Below are 20,768 nucleotides of genomic sequence, written 5' to 3' on the forward strand. Positions count from 1 at the left end.
CGGGGGCAAGCCCCCTCGCCACAACAGCCCGTCAACCCACAGCTTGTATGCCTACAATGCAATCGGTGCTCTTTCGCACAACGCACTCAACGCCCGCGCCCAATGCGGATCATCGTTGAGGCACGGCACCAGCACCAGGTCCTCTCCCCCCGCTGCGCGGAATTGCTCCTTGCCGCGATCACCGATCTCTTCCAGGGTCTCGATGCAATCGGCAACGAACGCCGGGCACATCACCAGAACCTTTTTCACGCCGCTTTTAGCCAACTCATCGAGGCGCGCTTCGGTGTAGGGTTCAATCCATTTGGCGCGCCCCAAGCGTGACTGGAACGACACCGACCACTTGCCCTCCGGCAACCCCATGCGCTTGGCGAACTCGGCCGCCGTACGCAGGCACTGGCCGCGATAACAGGTGGCAACCACTTCCGGCGGCGCGCCGGCGCAACAATCACCACCACCCTCGAAACTGTGACCGGGGTTGAGCTTTTTCAGATGCCGTTCCGGCAACCCATGAAAACTCATCAGCAAGTGATCGAAGTCCTGCTGCAAATGCGGCCGGGTCGTGGCCACCAGCGCATCGAGGTATTCCGGTTGGTCGTAGAACGGCTGTAGCACCGACAGCTGAACGTCGAGGTTTTTCTCGCGCACCACACGCCTGGCCTCTTCGATGACCGTAGTCGTGGTGCTGTCGGCAAACTGTGGATAAAGCGGCGCCAGCGTAATCCGCTTGTGCCCCGCCGCGACCAGGCGCACCAGCGTCGATTCAATCGACGGCTCGCCGTATCGCATCGCCAATTCGACCGGGCCGTGCTGCCATTGACGGGTCATCGCTTGTTGCAAGCGACGGCTGAGCACCACCAGCGGCGAGCCCTCTTCCCACCAGATCGAGGCATAAGCATGGGCCGACTGCTCGGGACGCTTGATCAGGATCAGCGACACCAGCAGCCGTCGAACCGGCCATGGCAGGTCGATCACGTACGGGTCCATCAGAAATTGATTGAGGTAACTGCGCACGTCCGCCACCGAGGTGGAGGCAGGCGAGCCCAGGTTGACCAGAAGCAACGCGTGATCGGTCATGCAACGTCCTATTTCAAAGGCGACCGGACAGATCGTCCAGAGCCGCGCGCAAATCCGTGAACTTAAAAGTGAAACCAGCCTGTAACAAACGCGCCGGGGTAGCCCGTTGGCCGCCCAGTAACAGCAACGACAACTCGCCCAGCCCTACCTTCAATGCGAAGGCCGGCATCGGCATGAACGTCGGGCGATGCAGCACGCTGCCCAACGCCTCGGCAAACTCGCGGTTGCGCACCGGCTTGGGCGCGCACGCATTATAGGGACCGCTGGCCTCGTTGCGATGCAGAAGAAAATCAATCAGGGCGATTTGATCGTCGATATGAATCCATGGCATCCACTGCCGGCCGTTGCCGATCGGGCCTCCCAGGCCCAGTTTGAACGACAGTAACAGCCGCGACAAAAAGCCGCCCTCGGCCGATAGAACCAGCCCGGTACGGACAAGGATGACGCGAATACCCAACGCCTCAGCCCGCTGTGCAGTCTCTTCCCAGGCGATGCACAACTGGCTGGCGAAATCTTCGCTGACCGGCCCCGAGTCCTCGCTCAGTTCGCGCTCGCCACCGTCGCCATACCAGCCGACAGCCGAACCGGAAATCAAAACCTGTGGTTTCTGTTCACGGCTTTCCAGCCAGGCCAGCAGGGTTTCGGTCAGCGAGATGCGACTGCTCCACAACAGGGCTTTGCGTTTGTGCGTCCAGGGCCGGGCGGCTATCGGCGCACCGGCAAGATTGATAATCCCATCGACAGGTTCCTGCCCGAGATCCTCCAGACGGGCGATTCCACGCACTTGGGCACCACATATTTTCGCGACATTTTCAGGTTGGCGACTCCAGACTGTCAGGCGATGACCCTGGCCCAACCAGTGCCGGCAGAGCTGACGTCCTATCAAACCAGTACCGCCGGTCAGCAATATGTGCATGACTTCTTCCTCGCGTGGCGTTTTACCTTGTCCATTAGTCTATTTTTATAAGCAGGGATCTTTAGTATCGAGCAGGCGCTATGTTTAACAATAGGCCAAGCCGTCAGATCGAGAACGCTAAAAGTTATACCAAAAAACAATATTGTACAGGTTTAAACCCCGGCGTAGTCTGTACAGAAAGGTAAACGAGGCCCCTATGACTGTACCTATCGCAATCATCGGCACCGGCATTGCCGGACTCTCCGCCGCCCAAGCCCTGACTGACCTCGGGCATGTGGTTCAACTGTTCGATAAAAGTCGCGGCAGCGGCGGGCGCATGTCGAGCAAGCGCAGCGATGCGGGTGCCCTGGACATGGGCACGCAGTATTTCACTGCCCGCGACCGGCGTTTTGTCAATGAAGTCCAGCGCTGGCAAGCCAAGGGCTGGGTCGCCGAGTGGACGCCGCAGCTGTACACCTACCACGGCGGCCAACTCAACCTGTCGCCGGACGAGCAGACCCGCTGGGTCGGCACCCCCCGCATGAGCGCCATCACCCGCGCCCTGCTCGGTGACCTGGAAGTGCATTTCGCCTGCCGGATCACCGAGGTCTATCGCGGTGAAGAGCACTGGCACCTGCAGGACGCCGAGGGTTTCACCCACGGACCGTTCAGCCATGTGGTCATCGCCACGCCAGCCCCACAGGCCACGGCCCTGCTGGCATCAGCGCCGAAACTCGCCGGAGCCGCCGCCGGGGTGAAAATGGACCCGACCTGGGCCATCGCCCTGGCCTTCGAAACGCCGCTGGAAACGCCCATGGAAGGCTGCTTCGTACAGGACAGCCCCCTCGACTGGCTGGCCCGCAACCGCAGCAAACCCGGACGCGACAACACCCTCGACACCTGGGTGCTGCACGCCACCAGTGCCTGGAGTCGCCAGCACATCGACTTGTCCAAGGAAGCGGTGATCGAACAGTTGCACGGCGCCTTCGCCGAACTGCTGCACGATTCCATGCCCGCGCCGAGCTTCAGCCTCGCCCACCGCTGGCTCTACGCCCGCCCCGCCAGCAGTCACGAATGGGGCACCCTGGCCGATGCCGACCTGGGGCTGTACGCCTGTGGCGACTGGTGCCTGACCGGACGCGTCGAAGGGGCCTGGCTCAGCGGTCAGGAAGCCGCCCGCCGCCTGCATGAGCACCTGCAGTAAAGAGCATCGATCCGAGCAAATCGCTGCTGTCGCCCTGGACAGCAGCCCGTCAAAAACCTATACAAAAAAATTGACTTGTATAGCTTCGAATCTATGATGAAGTTATCTTGTACAAACAAAAATGTTTGTACAAGTTCAGATTCGAGGTGCTCCGATGCTCCACTCCCCCACCAAACCGAAAATCGCCATCAGCGCCTGCCTGATGGGGCTCGACGTGCGCTACAACGGTGGGCACAAGGAGTCGCGGCTGTGCAGCCGCACCCTCACTGATTACTTCGATTTCATCCCGGTCTGCCCGGAAGTGGCCATCGGCCTGGGCGTCCCCCGCCAACCGATTCGGCTGGTGGGCAGTGCAGATCATCCCGAAGCCGTGGGCACCCTCGATCACAACCTTAACGTGACGCAACCACTGAACACCTACGGCCGGGACATGGCAGCGCAGCTGGGGGATATCTGCGGCTACATCTTCATGCAAAATTCCCCGTCTTGCGGCCTGGAGCGGGTCAAGGTCTACCACGCCAACGGCGCACGTGCGGACAGTGGCGGGCGCGGGATCTACGCCCGGGCCTTCTGCCTGCGGCACCCGGACTTGCCGGTAGAGGAAGACGGCCGGCTCAACGATCCGGTGCTGCGGGAAAACTTCCTCACCCGGGTGTTCGCCTACAGCGCATGGCAGCAACTGCGCCAAGAGGGCCTGACCCGGCGCGGTCTCACGGACTTTCACTCGCGCTACAAATACCTGCTGATGGCCCACAACCCGGTGCAATACAAAACCCTGGGCCACTTGCTGGGCAACATGGGCAAAACCGATCCGCAGGAACTGGGCCCCCGCTATTTCAGCGAACTGATGGCGGCGCTGAAAAAATGCGCCACCCGCCGCACTCACACCAACGTCCTGCAACACCTCAGTGGCTACCTGAAACAGGCCATCAGCGGCGAAGACAAGCAGGAAGTGCAGCACGTGATCAGCCAGTACCGCTTGGGCATCGTGCCGCTGGTGGTACCGCTGACACTGCTCAAGCATCACTTTCGCCAACACCCCGATCCGTACATCGCACAGCAGGTTTACCTGCAACCGCACCCGGAAAACCTCAGCCTGCGAAACGCCATCTGATGAAAAAAGCACTCGACACCAGCTCCCGCGAAGACCTCGGCGATGACTTTAAAAAGGCGCTGGACGAAGGCTGGCTGCCGATCCGTGAAGTGGCGCGGCAAACCGGGGTCAATGCCGTGACCTTGCGCGCCTGGGAGCGACGCTACGGTCTGATCGTGCCGCTGCGCACGCCCAAGGGCCATCGGTTGTTCTCGGCCGACCACGTACAACGCATCCAGGCCATCCTCACCTGGCTCAACCGTGGCGTTGCGGTCAGCCAGGTCAAGCCATTGCTCGACACGCCGCATGCCTTCAGCGAGTCCGTCGACAACGATTGGCACGCCTTGCTGCAAACGTTGCTGCAGGCGGTCAGCCGCTTGCAGGAACGTGCCCTGGATGACAGCGTCAATCAGGCGATGGCGCTGTATCCGCCGCGAACCCTGTGCGAGCAATTGCTGATGCCCTTGCTGGCCGCTCTGGAGCAACGCTGGCAAGGCCAGTTCGGGGCGCAGATGGAGCGGGGCTTTTTTTGTGCCTGGCTGCGCAGCAAGTTCGGTGCGCGTATCTACCATAACAATCGTCAGTTGCGCACCGCGCCGCTGCTGCTGGTCAACCACTCGGACCTGCCCATGGAGCCGCACCTGTGGCTAACGGCCTGGCTGATCAGCAGCGCGGATTGCCCGGTGGAGGTCTTCGACTGGCCGCTGCCTGTCGGAGAACTGGCATTGGCGGTCGAACTTCTGCAACCCCGCGGGGTTCTGCTGTACTCAAGCAAAGCCCTGAATCCGGCGAAGCTGCCGAAACTTTTCAAAGGCGTCAGTTGCCCAAAAATGATTGCGGGACCAACGGTATGCATCCACCACACCGAGTTATCCGCAAGTACTGCCGAGATCGCTGACTTGTACCTGGCCGAAGATCCGTTGTCGGCACATCAGGCACTCGTTCAGCGCGGGCTGATTTAAATGAATAGCGTGGGCACCAAAATGCAATTGATCTGGCTGCGCAGCGACTTACGCCTACATGACAACACCGCCCTCTCGGCCGCCGCTACGCGCGGCCCTTGCGTGGCGGTGTATCTGCTGAGTCCGGAACAATGGCTGGAACACGACGATGCGCCCTGCAAAGTGGACTTCTGGCTGCGTAACCTGCGCGAGTTAAGCCGCGAACTGGGTCAACTAAACATTCCCCTACTGATCCGCCGGGCACCCCGCTGGGAAGACGCTCCAAGCGTATTGCTGAACCTGTGCCGACAATGGCAGGTCGACGCGTTGCACCTCAACGACGAGTACGGCATCCACGAGTCCCGTCGCGATGCAGCGGTCGCCCGGACGCTACAGGCCGAAGGCGTCGAAGTTCACCGCTACCTCGATCAATTGCTGTTCAAGCCCGGGAGCGTGCTGACCCGCACCGGCACTTACTTTCAGGTCTTCAGCCAGTTCCGCAAAGTCTGCTACGAACGACTGCACCACTCGCTGCCCAGCCTGGTCCGCGCGCCGCACAAACAAGCGCCGCTGAACATTGCCAGCGATCCGATCCCCTTGAGTGTCGACGGTTTCGCAATACCCGCTGACAACCTGCGCAACCTGTGGCCGGCGGGTGAAGCCCAAGCCCGGCATCGCCTCGACAGCTTTAGCGATGCACAGATCGAACACTATCAAAGCGAACGGGACTTCCCGGCGAAGCCCGGCACCAGTCAGCTTTCCGCCTATCTCGCCGCCGGGGTGATCTCTCCTCGCCAATGCCTGCACGCGGCCTTGAACAGCAATCAGGGCGAATTCGAAAGCGGCAACACCGGCGCCGTCACCTGGATCAACGAGCTGCTGTGGCGCGAGTTCTACAAACACATCCTGGTGGGCTACCCACGGGTATCCCGACACCGCGCGTTTCGCCCGGAAACCGAAGCACTGGCCTGGCGCGATGCCCCCGAAGAACTGGCCGCCTGGCAACAGGCGCGTACCGGCTTGCCGATCATCGACGCCGCCATGCGCCAACTGCTGGCAACCGGCTGGATGCACAACCGCCTGCGCATGGTGGTGGCGATGTTCCTGACCAAAAACCTGCTGATCGACTGGCGCGAAGGCGAACGCTTTTTCATGCACCATCTGATCGATGGAGACCTGGCGGCGAACAATGGTGGCTGGCAGTGGAGTTCCTCCACCGGCACCGACTCGGCGCCTTACTTCCGGATTTTCAACCCGCTGAGCCAGTCGGAAAAATTCGACCCCGACGGCGTGTTCATCAAGCAGTGGTTGCCGGAACTGGCCGGGCTGAATAAAAAAGACGTGCACAACCCCGCCAATCTCGGCGGCCTTTTCGGTGTGGTGGATTACCCCTCACCGATCGTCGACCTGGGTACTTCCCGTACGCGTGCGTTGACGGCATTCAAAAACCTGCCCTCGCGGCAATACGCCGCCGTTGGGTCATGAATGACCGCCACCGGGATGACTTCGATGCCGGGGCTTTGCATTATGAACATTTACCCGTATTGGGCTGGGTAACTGCCTGGCTGAAAAGGAGATTGGGATGAGTCGTACACTCGCACGACGATACTGGCTGACAGGTGCCAGCAGCGGCATCGGTGCCGCCCTGGCCGAAGAAATCCTAAAAACCGGTGCGCACCTGGCCGTCAGTTCGCGCACCGTGGCACCACTGAAAGACTTGTCGCTACGTTACCCGGGGCAGGTGCTGGTGGTCGCCGGAGACCTGACCAACAGCCAGGCCGTACGCGAGATCGGCGAGCAGATTGCCGAGGACTGGGGCTCGCTGGACACCGTGATACTCAACGCCGGCACCTGCGAGTACGTGGATGCCAAGCAGTTCGATACCTCGATTGTCGAGCACGTGGTGCGTACCAACCTGTTGGCCAGCAGTTTTTGCATCGACGCCGCACTGCCTTTGCTGCGTGCCGGCACCGCACCGCATCTGGTAGCCATGGCCAGTACGGTGACCTACCTGCCGCTGCCCAAGGCAGAAGCCTGCGGCACCTCGAAGGCCGGGCTGCGTTACCTGTTCGAGTCCCTGCGCATCGACCTGGCTCCGGAGGGCATAGAACTCACGGTGATCAGCCCCGGGGTTGTCGAGACGCCGCTGACGGCGAAAAACGACTCCCCCATGGCCTTGAGCTGGCCGGTGGACAAAGCCGCACGGCACATCCTCGAAAAACTCAAGGACCGTCCGCTGGAGATCGCTTTCCCGGCAGCGTTCATGACCGCCCTCTGGCCACTCGCCAAACGGCCGGACCAAGTGAAACTGGAGATCGGCAAACCCATGGTGCGCAGCCAGCCACCGATCAAGGATCAACCCTGAAAAGCGCCATAATCGGCGGCGGTATCCTGGACGTTCCGATACTTGAGCGTCCGTCCGACCTTTCACACAGCACTCGGTGACTGCCTTACACTGCGCGCCATGAAAACCATCCCCCATACGCAAATCGCGGAACCCGCGGTCACCTGCTCGACCTGTGCGGCCTGCTGCTGCCAGCTCGAAGTCATGTTGATCACCGATACGGGTGTGCCTGAACGGTTCATCGATACCGATGACTGGGGCGGGGAAGTGATGCTGCGCCTGGATGACGGCTGGTGCGCCGCGCTGGATCGCAACACGATGATGTGCACCATCTACGAAAAACGCCCGCTGATCTGCCGGGAGTTCGAGATGGGCGCACCGGAGTGCATCGACGAACGCCAGGGGATTTCGACGGCGTATCGCTGAACTGGAAAACAACACAGCTCCTGTAGGAGCGAGCCTGCTCGCGATTGCTGACTGTCAGCCAACCAAGCAGGCAACTGACACACCGTCATCGCGAGCAGGCTCGCTCCTACAGGGGGATGCAATTACAACGGCAACGTGTAATGCAGCGAGTAGCTTTCTACACCGTCGTTGGAACTGGCGAGCCCGGCATTGGAATAGTGCGTCGCACGGATCCCGACTTCATGACCGCCATTGAAGCGCAGGCCAAAACCGAACCGGTCTTCAAACTGGAAAGAACTGCCAATGTTGTTGTCTTCGAGTCGGGTATTGGAGAACGCCGCCACGCCAATGCCTGCTTCAACGTAGGGTTTGACGTTCTGGCCGGCAAACTCGTAAACGAACACCGGAGAGAACGACAGGCTGTTATTGCTTGAGGTCTTGTCGCCTTCCCAGTAGGTGTAGGCGCCGCTCCAGTAACCGGTCACGCGACCAACGTCACTCTGCAACCAGCTCTGGTCCCAATCGAATTGCATGCCCAATCGATACGTCATGGTCGAATCGCTGGTCTGACCAACCGCGAACTCCACACCTGCCGCCTGCGCGGTAAAAGTGTGCCCCATCAGTGCGGCCGCAATCGCGGCCAAGCAGAATAGTCGCTTCACTAGAAACTTCCTTTTGCGAACGATTTCGTATGGTTTTTTTGTTGCCAAGCCCTGCAAAACAATAGAAGTCAGCGATTTATCAGAAGTTCACCCCGACTCTTCGTATTCCCCCCGGACAGCCTTCTACCTGTTGAAGCTTCGCACAACGCCAGAGGTATTCCACAGTATCGGCAAGATATTTCTGAAATGAAGCGGATCGGCACTGGTCCAGAACTGCGCCTCACGGACCGGCCCCTCGGCAAGCAGCTCGCCTTCGGTCAGTAGACGCTGAAGTTGCCGTGCGACGGCGGCACCGGTGTCGATCAGGCTGATGTCATCGGGGATCATCTGCCGCAGCATCGGTTTGAGAAAGGGGTAATGGGTACAGCCGAGAATCAGGGTGTCCGCGCCGGCGGCCAGCAGTGGCAGAACATACCCGGCCAGCAGCTGGCGCAACTCGGGGCTGCGCAGATCGCCGCTTTCAATCAGCTCCACCAGCCCGGGACAGGGTTGGGTGATCACCTTCACGTCCGTGGCGAAGCGGTCGAGCAACGCGGCGAACTTGGCGCTCTGCAAGGTACCGGTGGTGGCCAGCACTCCCACCACGCCGGAACGGGTTGCGGCGGCGGCCGGCTTGACTGCCGGCTCCATGCCGACGATGGGCCATTCCGGATAGTCGCGACGCAAGTCGGCGACACCGGCAACCGTCGCCGTGTTGCACGCCAGCACCAGGGCCTTGGCGCCCTGTTGCCGAAAGAAGTCGGCCATCACGCTGCAACGTTGCTGGATAAATTCCGGGGTTTTCTCGCCGTAGGGAACATTCCCGCAGTCGGCGACGTACAACAGAGACTCATTGGGCAGCAAACGCTGGATCTCGGCCAGTACCGAGAGCCCGCCGACACCGGAGTCGAACACGCCTATCGGCGCTTCACGCATTTTTCGCCCCACAGACGCTGCAACCCGGATCGCGCTTGACCCGCAATTCACGGAAGCGCGTGCCCAAGGCATCGATCAACAACAGGCGCCCCACCAGCGGTTCGCCGAATCCGGCCAACAATTTCAGCGCTTCGAGCGCTTGCAGACTGCCGACCAGCCCCACCAGCGGACCGACCACGCCGGCCTCGCTGCAGGTCAATTCGGCTTCGCTGCCGTGCCCGTATAAACAGTGGTAGCACGGACTCTCCGGCCGACGCGGATCGAACACCGACAGTTGCCCTTCAAGGCGAATCGCCGCGCCGCTGACCAGCGGTTTGCCGGCCGCCACGCAAGCGGCGTTGACCGCTTCACGGGTGGAAAAATTGTCAGAGCAATCGAGGACCAGATCCACTCCGGCCACCACGGCCGCCAGGGAATCTTCATCCAGCGCCGCGCGATGGGCGATCAGTTGAATCTCGGGATTGATTGCCGTCAGGCGCTTGATTGCCGAATCGACCTTGGTCATGCCGACGCTGTCGGTGTCGTGAATGATCTGGCGTTGCAGGTTGGTCAGGTCGACCGTGTCGAAGTCCGCCAGATGCAACTCACCCACACCCGCGGCCGCCAGATACAGCGCCACTGGCGCGCCAAGGCCGCCAAGACCGACGATCAGTACGCGGCTCTCCTTGAGCCGCAACTGACCGTCGATATCGATATGTTGCAGCAGAATCTGCCGGCTGTAACGCAGCAACTCCTGATCATTCAGCACGGCAGGCGCCCCAGACTGATGCGTTGGTGACCGCCCAGATCGGTGCGGCTGTGGACTTCTTCAAAACCCCGGGTCAGCAGCAAATCGCGAACTGCCTCGGCCTGATCATAGCCGTGTTCGAGCATCAGCCAGCCACCCGCCTCCAGATGATCCGGTGCCTGGGCGACGATCAGGCGCAGATCGTCGAGCCCGTCGACACCCGCCACCAGGGCGCTGGCCGGTTCGAAGCGCACATCGCCCTCGACCAGATGCGGATCGGTCGCTGCGATATACGGCGGATTGCTGATGATCAGCTGAAAACGCTGACCTTCCAGGGCGCTGAACCAATGGCTGCTCAGTACCTTGGCGTTGTTCAGGTGCAGGCGCTGGCGATTGCGTTCGGCCAGGGCCACGGCTTCCAGCACACGATCCACGGCGGTGACGTTCCAGGCCGGACGCTCGCTGGCCAGGGCCAGGGCGATGGCACCGCTGCCGGTGCCGAGGTCGAGTACCTTGGCCGGAGTGGCCGGCAACAGTTCCAGCGCGGCTTCCACCAGCAGTTCGGTGTCCGGACGCGGGATCAACGTGTGCGGCGCCACTTCCAGGTCCAGCTTCCAGAAACCCTGCTGGCCGAGGATATAGGCCACCGGCTCTCCGCTGCGGCGACGCTGCAAATATTCGGCGAACGTAAGCGCCGCTTCGCTCGGCACGATGCGCTCCGGCCAGGTGTGCAGGAAACTGCGGGACTTGCCCAACGCCGCCGCCAGCAGCAATTCGGCATCCAGACGCGCCGTCGGCGAGTCGGGTAAATCGGCGGCGCGCAACAAACTGGCAATGATCGTCATTTACTCACCTATCGCTGCCAGTTGATCGGCCTGGTACTCGGCCAGCAACGGCTCGATCACCGCCTCGACGCCGCCGGCGAGGATCTCGTCGAGGGAATACAAGGTCAGGTTGACCCGGTGGTCGGTGACCCGGCCCTGGGCAAAATTGTAGGTGCGGATGCGCTCGGAACGGTCACCGGAGCCGACCAGCAACTTACGCTCACTGGCGATGGCGTTGGCTGCAGCGGAGGTCTGCTGATCGTTCAGCTTGGCCGACAACCAGGACATCGCCCGGGCGCGGTTCTTGTGCTGTGAACGTTCTTCCTGGCACTCGACGACAATGCCGGACGGCAAGTGCGTGATACGGATCGCCGAGTCGGTCTTGTTGACGTGCTGGCCACCGGCGCCGGAGGAGCGATAGGTATCGACGCGCAGGTCGGCCGGGTTGATCTCGATGGTTTCCTGTTCGTCCGGCTCGGGCAGTACCGCCACGGTGCAGGCCGAGGTGTGGATGCGGCCCTGGGATTCGGTCGCCGGAACCCGCTGCACGCGGTGCGCGCCGGATTCGAACTTCAGCTTGCCGTAGACATTGTCGCCCTCGACCCGGGCAATCACCTCTTTATAGCCGCCGTGTTCACCTTCGTTTTCCGAGAGGATCTCCACCCGCCAGCCACGACGCTCGGCGTAACGCGAATACATGCGGAACAGGTCGCCGGAGAAAATCGCCGCCTCGTCGCCGCCGGTACCGGCACGGATCTCGAGGAACACGTTGCGCCCGTCGTTCGGGTCCTTGGGCAGCAGCATGCGTTGCAGGTCAGCTTCGAGCGTGACCAGGCGCTCCTTGGCCTCGCGGACTTCTTCCACGGCCATTTCACGCATGTCCGGGTCGCTGTCCTTGAGCAGTGCCTGGGCACCTTCGAGGTCGTCCTGCACTTTCAGCAGTGCTTTATAGGCGCCCACGATCGGTTCAACTTCCGCGTACTCCTTGGAATAGGTGCGGAACTTGTTCTGATCGGAAATGACCTCGCCGTCGCCCAGCAGGGCAGTCAATTCCTCGAAACGGTCCTGGAGGATATCCAGCTTATTGAGCAGTGACGCTTTCATTGCGGTTTTTTATCCGAAAAGCTATCCGATGAGCCCTCACCGAGGGCAAAGAGTTCCTGGGCCATCGCCAGCGCATCCAGGCGACCTTCGGCAGAGAGCTTTTTCAACTGCACGCTCGGTGCGTGCAACAGTTTGTTGGTCAGCCCGCGGGCCAGTTGCACCAGCACCTCTTCGGCACTGGTGCCGTTGGCCAGCATGCGCTGGGCCTTTTGCAATTCTTCGTCGCGCAGGCGTTCGCTCTGTTGACGATAAGCCTTGAGCACGTCCACCGCCGCCAACTCGCGCAGGCGGACCATGAAGTCTTCGGCACCGATCGAGACCATCTCTTCGGCGGCCTGGGCTGCGCCCTGACGACTCTTGAGGTTCTCGGCGACCACTTCGTGGAGGTCGTCGACGCTATAGAGGTAAACGTCGTCCAGTTCGCCGACTTCTGGTTCGATGTCACGGGGAACAGCGATATCCACCATGAAGATCGGTTTGTGCTTGCGCAGTTTCAAGGCGCTTTCCACCGCTCCCTTGCCCAGGATCGGCAACTGGCTGGCGGTGGAACTGATGACGATATCGCTGCGCACCAGTTCTGCCGGAATATCCGACAACAACACCGCATGGGCACCAAACTGTTCAGCCAGAATGCTCGCGCGCTCCAGGGTACGGTTGGCGACCACGATGCGCTTTACACCCAGGTCATGCAGATGGCGGGCGACCAGGGTGATGGTCTCGCCGGCGCCGATCAACAAGGCCTGGCTGCGTTGCAGGTCGCTGAAAATCTGCTTGGCCAGGCTCACTGCGGCAAACGCCACCGATACCGGGTTCTCGCCGATGGCCGTGTCGGTGCGTACCTGCTTGGCCGCATTGAACGTGGCCTGGAACAGCCGCCCGAGCAACGGCCCGATGGTGCCGGCCTCGCGAGCCACGGCATAGGCCGATTTCATCTGGCCGAGAATCTGCGGTTCGCCCAACACCAGCGAGTCGAGCCCGGAAGCGACCCGCATCATGTGACGAACTGCCGCATCATCTTCATGCACGTAGGCGCTTTCACGGAGCTCGTCATAGCTCAAATGATGATATTCGGCCAGCCAGCGCAGCACGATGTCCGCCGACAGGTGATCCTGTTCTATATAGAGTTCACTGCGATTGCAGGTGGAGAGGATCGCAGCTTCGCGGCTGTCGGTGAGTCGGCAGAGCTGCTGCAAGGCCTCAACCAGCTGCTCAGGGGTAAAAGCCACGCGCTCGCGGACGTCTACTGAAGCAGTCTTGTGGTTAATACCGAGTGCAAGGAAGGCCATTCAAAGTCGCTGATTGTGACGTGAAGCCGACAATTGTCCTACTTCGACGGAATCAGAACAACTACTCGATATCTATCGCGCCGGTAGACGAGGCCGACGTTGCGAGCGGTTCTCGTTTAAAGGATCGCCCAGAGTCGTCTATCGGGTTGGCAGGTAAATTGCCGGGCCGGTTATGTTTGGCCGAAAGCTTGTGTCATGATGATCCGACCGCAGGTTAGTCGTCCTCCTCCTATATGAATAGATCCTCCGCGTTGCTCCTCGCTCTTGTCTTCCTCAGCGGCTGCCAGGCCTTGGCACCCGTTTCGTCGGACGGTACGCCGCCGGCTGAAGACAGCACCCCGGCCCCTGAAAAGCCCAAGGTCTACAGCTCATTCAGCGAGGAAACCATCTTCAGCCTGTTGAGCGCCGAACTGGCTGGCCAGCGCAATCGTTTCGACATTGCCCTGGACAACTATGTGACCCAGGCCATCAACACCCAGGATCCGGGTATCTCCGAGCGGGCATTTCGTATCGCTGAATATCTGGGCGCCGACCAGGCAGCCCTGGACACCGCGCTGATCTGGGCCAGGAACGCCCCCGACGACCTCGAAGCCCAACGCGCCGCCGCCGTGCAACTGGCACGCGCCGGGCGTTATGACGATTCCATGGTCTATATGGAGAAAGTCCTGCAAGGCAAGGGCGACACCCATTTCGACTTCCTTGCGTTGTCCGCGGCCGACACCGACCAGGACACCCGCAACGGCTTGATGAAAAGCTTCGACCGTTTGTTGCAGCGTCATCCGGACAACAGCCAGCTGATTTTCGGTAAGGCCTTGCTGATGCAACAGGATGGCGATGCCAAAGGCGCGTTGAAGCTGCTGGAGGACAATCCGCCTGAAGACGGCGAAATCGCGCCGATCCTGCTGCGCGCGCGGCTGTTGCAAACCCTGAATCGCGGTGACGAAGCCTTGCCGCTGCTGCAAAAAAGCATCAAGAAATACCCGGACGACAAGCGCCTGCGCCTGACTTACGCGCGAATGCTGGTTGAACAGGACCGCATGGACGACGCCAAGGCCGAGTTCTCGAGCCTGGTCCAGCAATACCCGGAAGACGATGAACTGCGTTATTCACTGGCACTGGTCTGCCTGGAAGCCAAGGCCTGGAACGAGGCCAAGGGGTATCTTGAAGACCTGATCGCCCGGGAAAGCCACGTCGACTCGGCACACCTGAACCTTGGCCGCATCGCCGAAGAACAGAACGACCCGCAAGGCGCGCTGATCGAATACGCCAAGGTTGGCCCGGGCAGCGACTACCTGCCGGCGCAATTGCGTCAGGCCGATATCCTGGTCGACAACGGCAAGACCGCCGAAGCCCAACGCAAACTGGCGGCAGAGCGCGACGAGCAGCCGGATTACGCGATCCAGTTGTACCTCATCGAAGCCGAAACCCTGTCCGCCAACAATCAGGGCGACAAGGCCTGGAACGTTCTGCAACAAGCCTTGCAGCAATATCCGGACGATTTGAATCTGCTCTACACCCGCGCCATGCAGGCGGAAAAACGCAATGACCTGGCGCAGATGGAAAAAGACCTGCGCACGATCATCAAGCGCGACCCGGACAATGCCATGGCGCTGAACGCCCTCGGCTATACCCTGTCCGACCGCACCACGCGCTACGCCGAAGCCAAGGCCCTGATCGAACAGGCGCACCAGATCAGTCCGGAAGACCCGGCGGTACTCGACAGCCTTGGCTGGGTGAATTACCGCATGGGCAATCTCGACGAAGCCGAGCGCCTGCTGCGCCAGGCCCTGGAACGCTTCCCCGACCAGGAAGTCGCCGCTCACCTGGGCGAAGTCCTGTGGGCCAACGGCAAACAGCGCGAAGCGAAACAAATCTGGGGCAAGTTCCTCAAGGAACAGCCTGACAGCCCGACCCTGCGCGGCACCATCAAACGCCTGACCGGATCAGAGACTCTTTAAGATTATGTTTTTGCGCCATTTCATTGTTTTCAGTTTTATCGCCCTGCTCGCCGGTTGTGCGGGCCTGGGTCCCCGCGAATCGGTCGAGGGTCACGGCAACCCCGCCCAATGGCGCGAGCACAAAGAGCAACTGACCGGCCTCGATGGCTGGCAGATCGACGGCAAGATCGGCATCCGCGCCCCGAAAGACTCGGGCAGCGGCACGCTGTTCTGGTTGCAGCGCCAGGATTACTACGACATTCGCCTGTCCGGACCACTGGGCCGCGGCGCGGCTCGCCTGACCGGACGTCCGGGCAAGGTGTCGCTGGAAGTCGCCAACCAGGGACGCTACGACGCGCCGAATCCGGAAGTGCTGCTCGAAGAGCAGCTGGGCTGGAAGTTGCCGGTGTCCAACCTGGCCTGGTGGGTGCGCGGGCTTCCGGCTCCCGGCAGTAAAAGTCGCCTGACCCTGGACAGCGACAGCCGCCTGGCCAGCCTGGAACAGGATGGCTGGAAGGTCGACTACACCGCCTACACCCAGCAAAACGGTTACTGGCTGCCCGAGCGCATCAAGCTCAGCGGCACCGACCTTGATGTCACGCTGGTGATCAAGGTCTGGCAACCGCGCAAACTGGGGCAATGACATGCCGGACAATCGCCTGACGCTGCCCTCGCCGGCCAAACTCAATTTGATGCTGCACATTCTCGGTCGCCGCGAAGACGGCTACCACGAACTGCAGACGATGTTTCAGTTTCTCGATTACGGCGACGAAATCACCTACGCCCTGCGCGATGACGGTGTCATTCAATTGCACACCGAGTTCCCGGGCGTCCCCCACGACAGCAACCTGATCGTCAAGGCCGCCAGAAAACTTCAGGAGCAATCCGCTTGCTCGCTGGGCGTCGATATCTGGATCGACAAGATCCTGCCCATGGGCGGTGGCATCGGTGGCGGCAGCTCAAATGCGGCAACAACATTGCTTGGTTTGAATCATCTGTGGCAATTGGGATGGGATGAAGATCGCCTGGCCGGGCTGGGGTTGACGCTGGGCGCCGACGTCCCGGTTTTCGTACGTGGCCACGCGGCTTTCGCCGAGGGCGTGGGGGAGAAACTGACCCCTGTCGACCCGGAAGAACCGTGGTATCTGGTGCTGGTGCCGCAAGTCTCTGTAAGTACGGCAGAAATTTTTTCAGATCCGTTGTTGACACGTAACACTCCTCCCATTAAAGTGCGCCCCGTTCCCAAGGGAAACAGTCGTAATGACTGCTTGCCGGTGGTAACAAGGCGTTATCCAGAGGTACGTAACGCTTTGAATTTGTTAGGTAAATTTACCGAAGCAAAACTCACCGGAACTGGAAGTTGTGTGTTTGGGGGCTTCCCAAGCAAAGCTGAAGCTGATAAAGTCTCGGCCCTTCTTACAGAGACCCTTACAGGGTTTGTAGCAAAAGGAAGCAACGTTTCGATGTTGCATCGCAAGCTGCAAAGTCTGCTCTAAAGGAACCGATTACTGGGTAATCGTTGCAACAGATACAGGGGCGTCGCCAAGCGGTAAGGCAGCAGGTTTTGATCCTGCCATGCGTTGGTTCGAATCCAGCCGCCCCTGCCATTTTCCTATACTCATCCAGGTTACCCTCAGCCTTCAGGTACTGCGCGTGTCCAAGATGATGGTCTTTACGGGGAACGCTAACCCCGATCTGGCTCGACGTGTCGTACGTCAGCTGCATATCCCTCTCGGTGACATCTCTGTCGGTAAATTCTCCGACGGCGAAATTACAGCCGAGATCAATGAAAACGTCCGCGGTAAAGACGTCTTCATTATTCAGCCGACTTGCGCTCCGACCAACGATAACCTGATGGAACTGGTAGTGATGGCTGATGCCTTCCGCCGCTCCTCGGCTACTCGTATCACTGCTGTTATTCCTTACTTTGGTTATGCCCGTCAGGATCGCCGTCCGCGTTCCGCACGTGTGGCTATCAGCGCGAAAGTCGTGGCTGACATGCTTACCGTAGTCGGCATCGACCGTGTCCTCACGGTTGATCTGCATGCTGACCAAATCCAGGGTTTCTTCGATATTCCGGTAGATAACATCTACGGCTCCCCGGTTCTGGTGGATGACATCGAAGATCAGCGCTTCGAAAACCTGATGATCGTGTCCCCGGACATTGGCGGCGTCGTGCGTGCACGTGCCGTTGCCAAATCCCTGGGTGTGGATCTCGGGATCATCGACAAACGCCGTGAGAAAGCCAATCACTCTGAAGTGATGCATATCATCGGTGATGTCGAAGGGCGTACCTGTATTCTGGTCGATGACATGGTCGATACCGCCGGCACCCTGTGCCACGCGGCCAAGGCCCTGAAAGAGCATGGCGCTGCCAAGGTTTTCGCCTACTGCACGCACCCTGTGCTGTCGGGTCGGGCGATCGAAAACATCGAAAATTCCGTGCTGGACGAGCTGGTGGTAACTAACACCATCCCGCTGTCCGCTGCAGCACAAGCCTGTGCGCGTATCCGCCAACTGGATATCGCACCGGTAGTTGCCGAGGCGGTCCGCCGCATCAGCAATGAAGAATCGATCAGCGCGATGTTCCGCTAAGGGCCCTGCCCTTCTCGAAATGTCTCGTTGACGAAAAGCGCCCCGCCCCGGCATTCCTGTCGGGGCGGGGCTTTTTTGCCCATATCGCCTTTAGCGCTGGTCGCAAACGCTGGGGCGAGTGTGGTTATTTTGGAGATACAACATGAACGATTTTACCCTGAATGCTGAAGTGCGTTCCGACCTGGGGAAAGGTGCGAGCCGCCGCCTGCGTCGTCTCGCCGCCCTGGTTCCAGCTGTAGTTTACGGTGGCGAAAAAGCCCCTGAATCCATCAGCATGCTGGCCAAAGAAGTTGCCAAACTGCTCGAAAACGAAGCGGCTTACAGCCACATCATCGAGCTGAACGTTGGTGGCACCAAGCAGAACGTCGTGATCAAAGCCCTGCAGCGTCACCCGGCCAAAGGCCACGTGATGCACGCTGACTTCGTTCGCGTAGTAGCTGGCCAGAAACTGACCGCTATCGTTCCAGTGCACTTCATCAACGAAGAAGCACCGACCAAGAAAGGCGGCGAAATCTCGCACGTTGTTGCAGAGATCGAAGTTTCCTGCCTGCCGAAAGATCTGCCTGAGTTCATCGAAGTCGACCTGGCTAACGCTGAAATCGGTTCGATCATTCACCTGTCGGACCTCAAGGCTCCTAAAGGCGTTGAGTTCGTGGCCCTGGCACACGGTGATGACAAGGCTGTTGCCAACGTCCACGCTCCACGTGTTGCTCCAGAAGCTGCAGAAGGCGCTGCAGAGTAATTTTACTCTGTACGCCGGAGTGACCGGAAACATCGCGGACTAGAGCATAGCGAGAAAGCGGGCGAGAACGCGGAGTTTACATCATGGTAAATGAGCAATTTTCGTCCACTTTCGCCGCTTTCCCTGATTGCGGCGATGTTATCCACCACTCCAAGGAAGGGCCCCTATCGTGACTGCCATCAAACTGATCGTTGGCCTGGGAAATCCAGGCGCTGAATACGAACAGACCCGGCATAACGCAGGGGCCCTTTTTGTTGAGCGCATCGCGAACGCACAAGGCGTGAACCTTGTGGCGGACCGCAAGTATTTCGGCCTGACCGGGCGCTATTCGCATCAGGGTCAGGATGTTCGTCTGCTGATTCCCACCACGTACATGAACCGCAGCGGCCAGGCCGTGGCGGCACTCGCCGGTTTCTTCCGCATCAAGCCTGAAGAAATCCTCGTGGCGCACGACGAACTCGACCTGCCACCCGGCGTTGCCAAGCTCAAGCAGGGCGGCGGCCATGGCGGTCACAACGGGTTGCGCGACATCATTGCGCAACTGGGCAATCAGAATACCTTTCATCGCTTGCGGCTTGGCATTGGCCACCCGGGCGTTGCCAGTATGGTTTCAAATTTCGTCCTGGGTCGTGCGCCACGCGCCGAACAGGAAAAACTCGATGCCAGCATCGACTTTGCCCTCGGCGTGCTGCCGGATATCCTCGCCGGGGAATGGAACCGCGCGATGAAAAACCTGCACAGCCAGAAGGCCTGACTCTTATCCGAGGGGAAACACCATGGGATTCAATTGCGGCATCGTCGGCCTGCCTAACGTCGGCAAGTCCACCCTGTTCAACGCCCTGACCAAATCCGGGATCGCGGCCGAGAACTTCCCCTTCTGCACCATCGAACCCAACAGCGGTATCGTGCCGATGCCGGATCCGCGTCTGGAAGCCCTGGCGGCCATCGTCAATCCAAAGCGCATCCTGCCGACCACCATGGAATTCGTCGACATCGCTGGCCTGGTTGCCGGCGCGTCGAAAGGTGAAGGCCTGGGCAACAAGTTTTTGGCCAACATCCGTGAAACCGATGCCATCGCCCACGTGGTCCGCTGCTTCGAAGACGAGAACGTGATTCACGTCTCCAACAGCGTCGACCCGAAACGCGACATCGAAATCATCGAGCTGGAACTGATCTTCGCCGACCTCGACAGCTGCGAGAAGCAACTGCAGAAAGTCGCACGTAACGCCAAGGGCGGTGACAAGGATGCAGTGGTCCAGAAAGGCCTGCTGGAGCAATTGATCGCTCACTTCACCGAAGGCAAGCCAGCACGCAGCCTGATGAAGAACATGGGCACCGACGAGAATGCGGTGATCAAGGGCTTCCACCTGCTGACCACCAAACCGGTCATGTACATCGCCAACGTCGCTGAAGACGGTTTCGAGAACAACCCGCACCTGGACGTGGTCCGCGCCATCGCCGAAGAAGAAGGTGCCGTGGTTGTTCCTGTGTGCAACAAGATCGAAGCGGAAATCGCCGAACTCGATGACGGCGAAGAAAAAGACATGTTCCTCGAAGCCCTGGGCCTCGAAGAGCCTGGCCTGAACCGCGTGATCCGCGCCGGCTACGAAATGCTGCACCTGCAGACCTACTTCACCGCCGGTGTCGAAGAAGTCCGCGCCTGGACCGTCCGCGTCGGTGCCACCGCACCTCAAGCCGCTGGCGTGATCCACACCGACTTCGAAAAAGGCTTCATCCGCGCCGAAGTGATCGCCTACAACGACTTCATCCAGTACAAGGGCGAAGCCGGTACCAAGGAAGCCGGCAAATGGCGCCTGGAAGGCAAGGACTACATCGTCAAAGACGGCGACGTGATGCACTTCCGCTTCAACGTGTAACGTTATACAGAGCGAAGCACACACCCAAGAAAAAGCCGCGTTTGATACGCGGCTTTTTTGTGCCCGAAACAATCATCCGCCACACCACCAATTCCCTGTAGGAGTGAGCCTGCTCGCGATAGCAGACTGTCAGTCGACTGAAT

Annotated in this window: 21 protein-coding genes, 1 tRNA gene and 1 pseudogene; 15 read left to right on the top strand and 8 right to left on the bottom strand. The window is 60.1% G+C overall.

Annotated features, from left to right (window positions below; translation table 11 throughout):
• Positions 1–51: 51 nt before the first annotated feature.
• Positions 52–1,074 carry a ferrochelatase gene (gene hemH, locus AABM52_RS25850; protein WP_347908968.1) on the bottom strand — a complete coding sequence of 341 codons (1,023 nt, stop codon included), beginning with the start codon at positions 1,072–1,074 and terminating at the stop codon, positions 52–54.
• Positions 1,075–1,087: 13 nt separating this feature from the next.
• On the bottom strand, positions 1,088–1,990 hold the full coding sequence (locus AABM52_RS25855; RefSeq protein WP_347908969.1) for a TIGR01777 family oxidoreductase: 903 nt from the start codon (positions 1,988–1,990) through the stop codon (positions 1,088–1,090).
• A 196-nt stretch (positions 1,991–2,186) separates the two neighbouring features.
• Between AABM52_RS25855 and AABM52_RS25860 the strand changes: the two genes are divergently transcribed.
• The 7 genes and pseudogenes from AABM52_RS25860 to AABM52_RS25890 all read left to right on the top strand — a co-directional run bounded on the left by AABM52_RS25860 (position 2,187) and on the right by AABM52_RS25890 (position 7,977).
• Positions 2,187–3,173 carry an NAD(P)/FAD-dependent oxidoreductase gene (locus tag AABM52_RS25860; protein ID WP_347908970.1) on the top strand — a complete coding sequence of 329 codons (987 nt, stop codon included), beginning with the start codon at positions 2,187–2,189 and terminating at the stop codon, positions 3,171–3,173.
• Positions 3,174–3,327: 154 nt separating this feature from the next.
• Positions 3,328–4,287 carry a DUF523 and DUF1722 domain-containing protein gene (locus AABM52_RS25865; RefSeq protein WP_347908972.1) on the top strand — a complete coding sequence of 320 codons (960 nt, stop codon included), beginning with the start codon at positions 3,328–3,330 and terminating at the stop codon, positions 4,285–4,287.
• On the top strand, positions 4,287–5,228 hold the full coding sequence (locus AABM52_RS25870) for a MerR family transcriptional regulator (RefSeq protein ID WP_347908973.1): 942 nt from the start codon (positions 4,287–4,289) through the stop codon (positions 5,226–5,228). Before AABM52_RS25865 ends, AABM52_RS25870 begins: the two co-directional genes overlap by 1 nt.
• A gap of 21 nt (positions 5,229–5,249) precedes the next feature.
• Positions 5,250–6,692 carry a deoxyribodipyrimidine photo-lyase gene (gene phrB / locus AABM52_RS25875; RefSeq protein ID WP_347908974.1) on the top strand — a complete coding sequence of 481 codons (1,443 nt, stop codon included), beginning with the start codon at positions 5,250–5,252 and terminating at the stop codon, positions 6,690–6,692.
• Positions 6,693–6,697: 5 nt separating this feature from the next.
• Positions 6,698–6,793 (top strand): annotated as a pseudogene (locus tag AABM52_RS25880) (nuclear transport factor 2 family protein); the annotation flags it as partial.
• Positions 6,790–7,572, top strand: coding sequence for an SDR family NAD(P)-dependent oxidoreductase (locus AABM52_RS25885; RefSeq protein WP_347908976.1), 783 nt, complete (start codon positions 6,790–6,792; stop codon positions 7,570–7,572). The pseudogene AABM52_RS25880 and the gene AABM52_RS25885, both read left to right, overlap by 4 nt.
• A gap of 99 nt (positions 7,573–7,671) precedes the next feature.
• The gene (locus AABM52_RS25890) at positions 7,672–7,977 is read left to right on the top strand and encodes a YkgJ family cysteine cluster protein (RefSeq protein WP_007981864.1); all 306 of its coding nucleotides are present in this window, start codon (positions 7,672–7,674) and stop codon (positions 7,975–7,977) included.
• Positions 7,978–8,099: 122 nt separating this feature from the next.
• Here the strand turns inward: AABM52_RS25890 and AABM52_RS25895 are convergent, their stop codons facing one another.
• From AABM52_RS25895 to hemA, 6 genes are all read right to left on the bottom strand, one after another.
• Complete coding sequence (locus AABM52_RS25895) at positions 8,100–8,618, bottom strand: acyloxyacyl hydrolase (protein ID WP_347908978.1); 519 nt, start codon at positions 8,616–8,618, stop codon at positions 8,100–8,102.
• 123 nt (positions 8,619–8,741) lie between these two features.
• Entirely contained in the window at positions 8,742–9,533 is a 792-nt protein-coding gene (gene murI, locus AABM52_RS25900) for a glutamate racemase (RefSeq protein WP_347908980.1), read from the bottom strand.
• Positions 9,526–10,281, bottom strand: coding sequence for a molybdopterin-synthase adenylyltransferase MoeB (locus AABM52_RS25905; protein ID WP_347908982.1), 756 nt, complete (start codon positions 10,279–10,281; stop codon positions 9,526–9,528). Before AABM52_RS25905 ends, murI begins: the two co-directional genes overlap by 8 nt.
• A complete protein-coding gene (gene prmC / locus AABM52_RS25910) occupies positions 10,275–11,105 on the bottom strand; it encodes a peptide chain release factor N(5)-glutamine methyltransferase (protein WP_347908984.1) in 831 nt (276 codons plus the stop codon). Before prmC ends, AABM52_RS25905 begins: the two co-directional genes overlap by 7 nt.
• Positions 11,106–12,188, bottom strand: coding sequence for a peptide chain release factor 1 (prfA, locus tag AABM52_RS25915; protein WP_347908986.1), 1,083 nt, complete (start codon positions 12,186–12,188; stop codon positions 11,106–11,108).
• A complete protein-coding gene (gene hemA / locus AABM52_RS25920; RefSeq protein WP_347908988.1) occupies positions 12,185–13,474 on the bottom strand; it encodes a glutamyl-tRNA reductase in 1,290 nt (429 codons plus the stop codon). The genes prfA and hemA overlap by 4 nt, the downstream gene beginning before the upstream one ends.
• Positions 13,475–13,707: 233 nt before the next feature.
• Between hemA and AABM52_RS25925 the strand changes: the two genes are divergently transcribed.
• The 8 genes from AABM52_RS25925 (at position 13,708) to ychF (ending at position 20,625) form a co-directional block, all read left to right on the top strand.
• Positions 13,708–15,432, top strand: a complete 1,725-nt coding sequence (locus AABM52_RS25925) for a tetratricopeptide repeat protein (protein ID WP_347908990.1) — start codon at positions 13,708–13,710, stop codon at positions 15,430–15,432.
• Between the two features lie 4 nt (positions 15,433–15,436).
• Positions 15,437–16,054, top strand: coding sequence for a lipoprotein insertase outer membrane protein LolB (gene lolB / locus AABM52_RS25930; protein ID WP_347908992.1), 618 nt, complete (start codon positions 15,437–15,439; stop codon positions 16,052–16,054).
• A gap of 1 nt (position 16,055) precedes the next feature.
• On the top strand, positions 16,056–16,907 hold the full coding sequence (gene ispE, locus AABM52_RS25935) for a 4-(cytidine 5'-diphospho)-2-C-methyl-D-erythritol kinase (RefSeq protein WP_347908994.1): 852 nt from the start codon (positions 16,056–16,058) through the stop codon (positions 16,905–16,907).
• A 36-nt stretch (positions 16,908–16,943) separates the two neighbouring features.
• Positions 16,944–17,018: transfer RNA gene (locus tag AABM52_RS25940), tRNA-Gln, on the top strand.
• A gap of 46 nt (positions 17,019–17,064) precedes the next feature.
• The gene (locus AABM52_RS25945) at positions 17,065–18,006 is read left to right on the top strand and encodes a ribose-phosphate pyrophosphokinase (RefSeq protein ID WP_003171603.1); all 942 of its coding nucleotides are present in this window, start codon (positions 17,065–17,067) and stop codon (positions 18,004–18,006) included.
• 142 nt (positions 18,007–18,148) lie between these two features.
• Entirely contained in the window at positions 18,149–18,748 is a 600-nt protein-coding gene (locus AABM52_RS25950) for a 50S ribosomal protein L25/general stress protein Ctc (protein WP_056726277.1), read from the top strand.
• 169 nt (positions 18,749–18,917) lie between these two features.
• A complete protein-coding gene (gene pth / locus AABM52_RS25955; protein WP_046030136.1) occupies positions 18,918–19,502 on the top strand; it encodes an aminoacyl-tRNA hydrolase in 585 nt (194 codons plus the stop codon).
• 22 nt (positions 19,503–19,524) lie between these two features.
• Positions 19,525–20,625, top strand: a complete 1,101-nt coding sequence (gene ychF, locus AABM52_RS25960; RefSeq protein WP_347908996.1) for a redox-regulated ATPase YchF — start codon at positions 19,525–19,527, stop codon at positions 20,623–20,625.
• The last annotated feature ends 143 nt before the right edge of the window (positions 20,626–20,768 follow it).

The organism is Pseudomonas grandcourensis (assembly GCF_039909015.1).
GTDB lineage: Bacteria > Pseudomonadota > Gammaproteobacteria > Pseudomonadales > Pseudomonadaceae > Aquipseudomonas > Aquipseudomonas grandcourensis.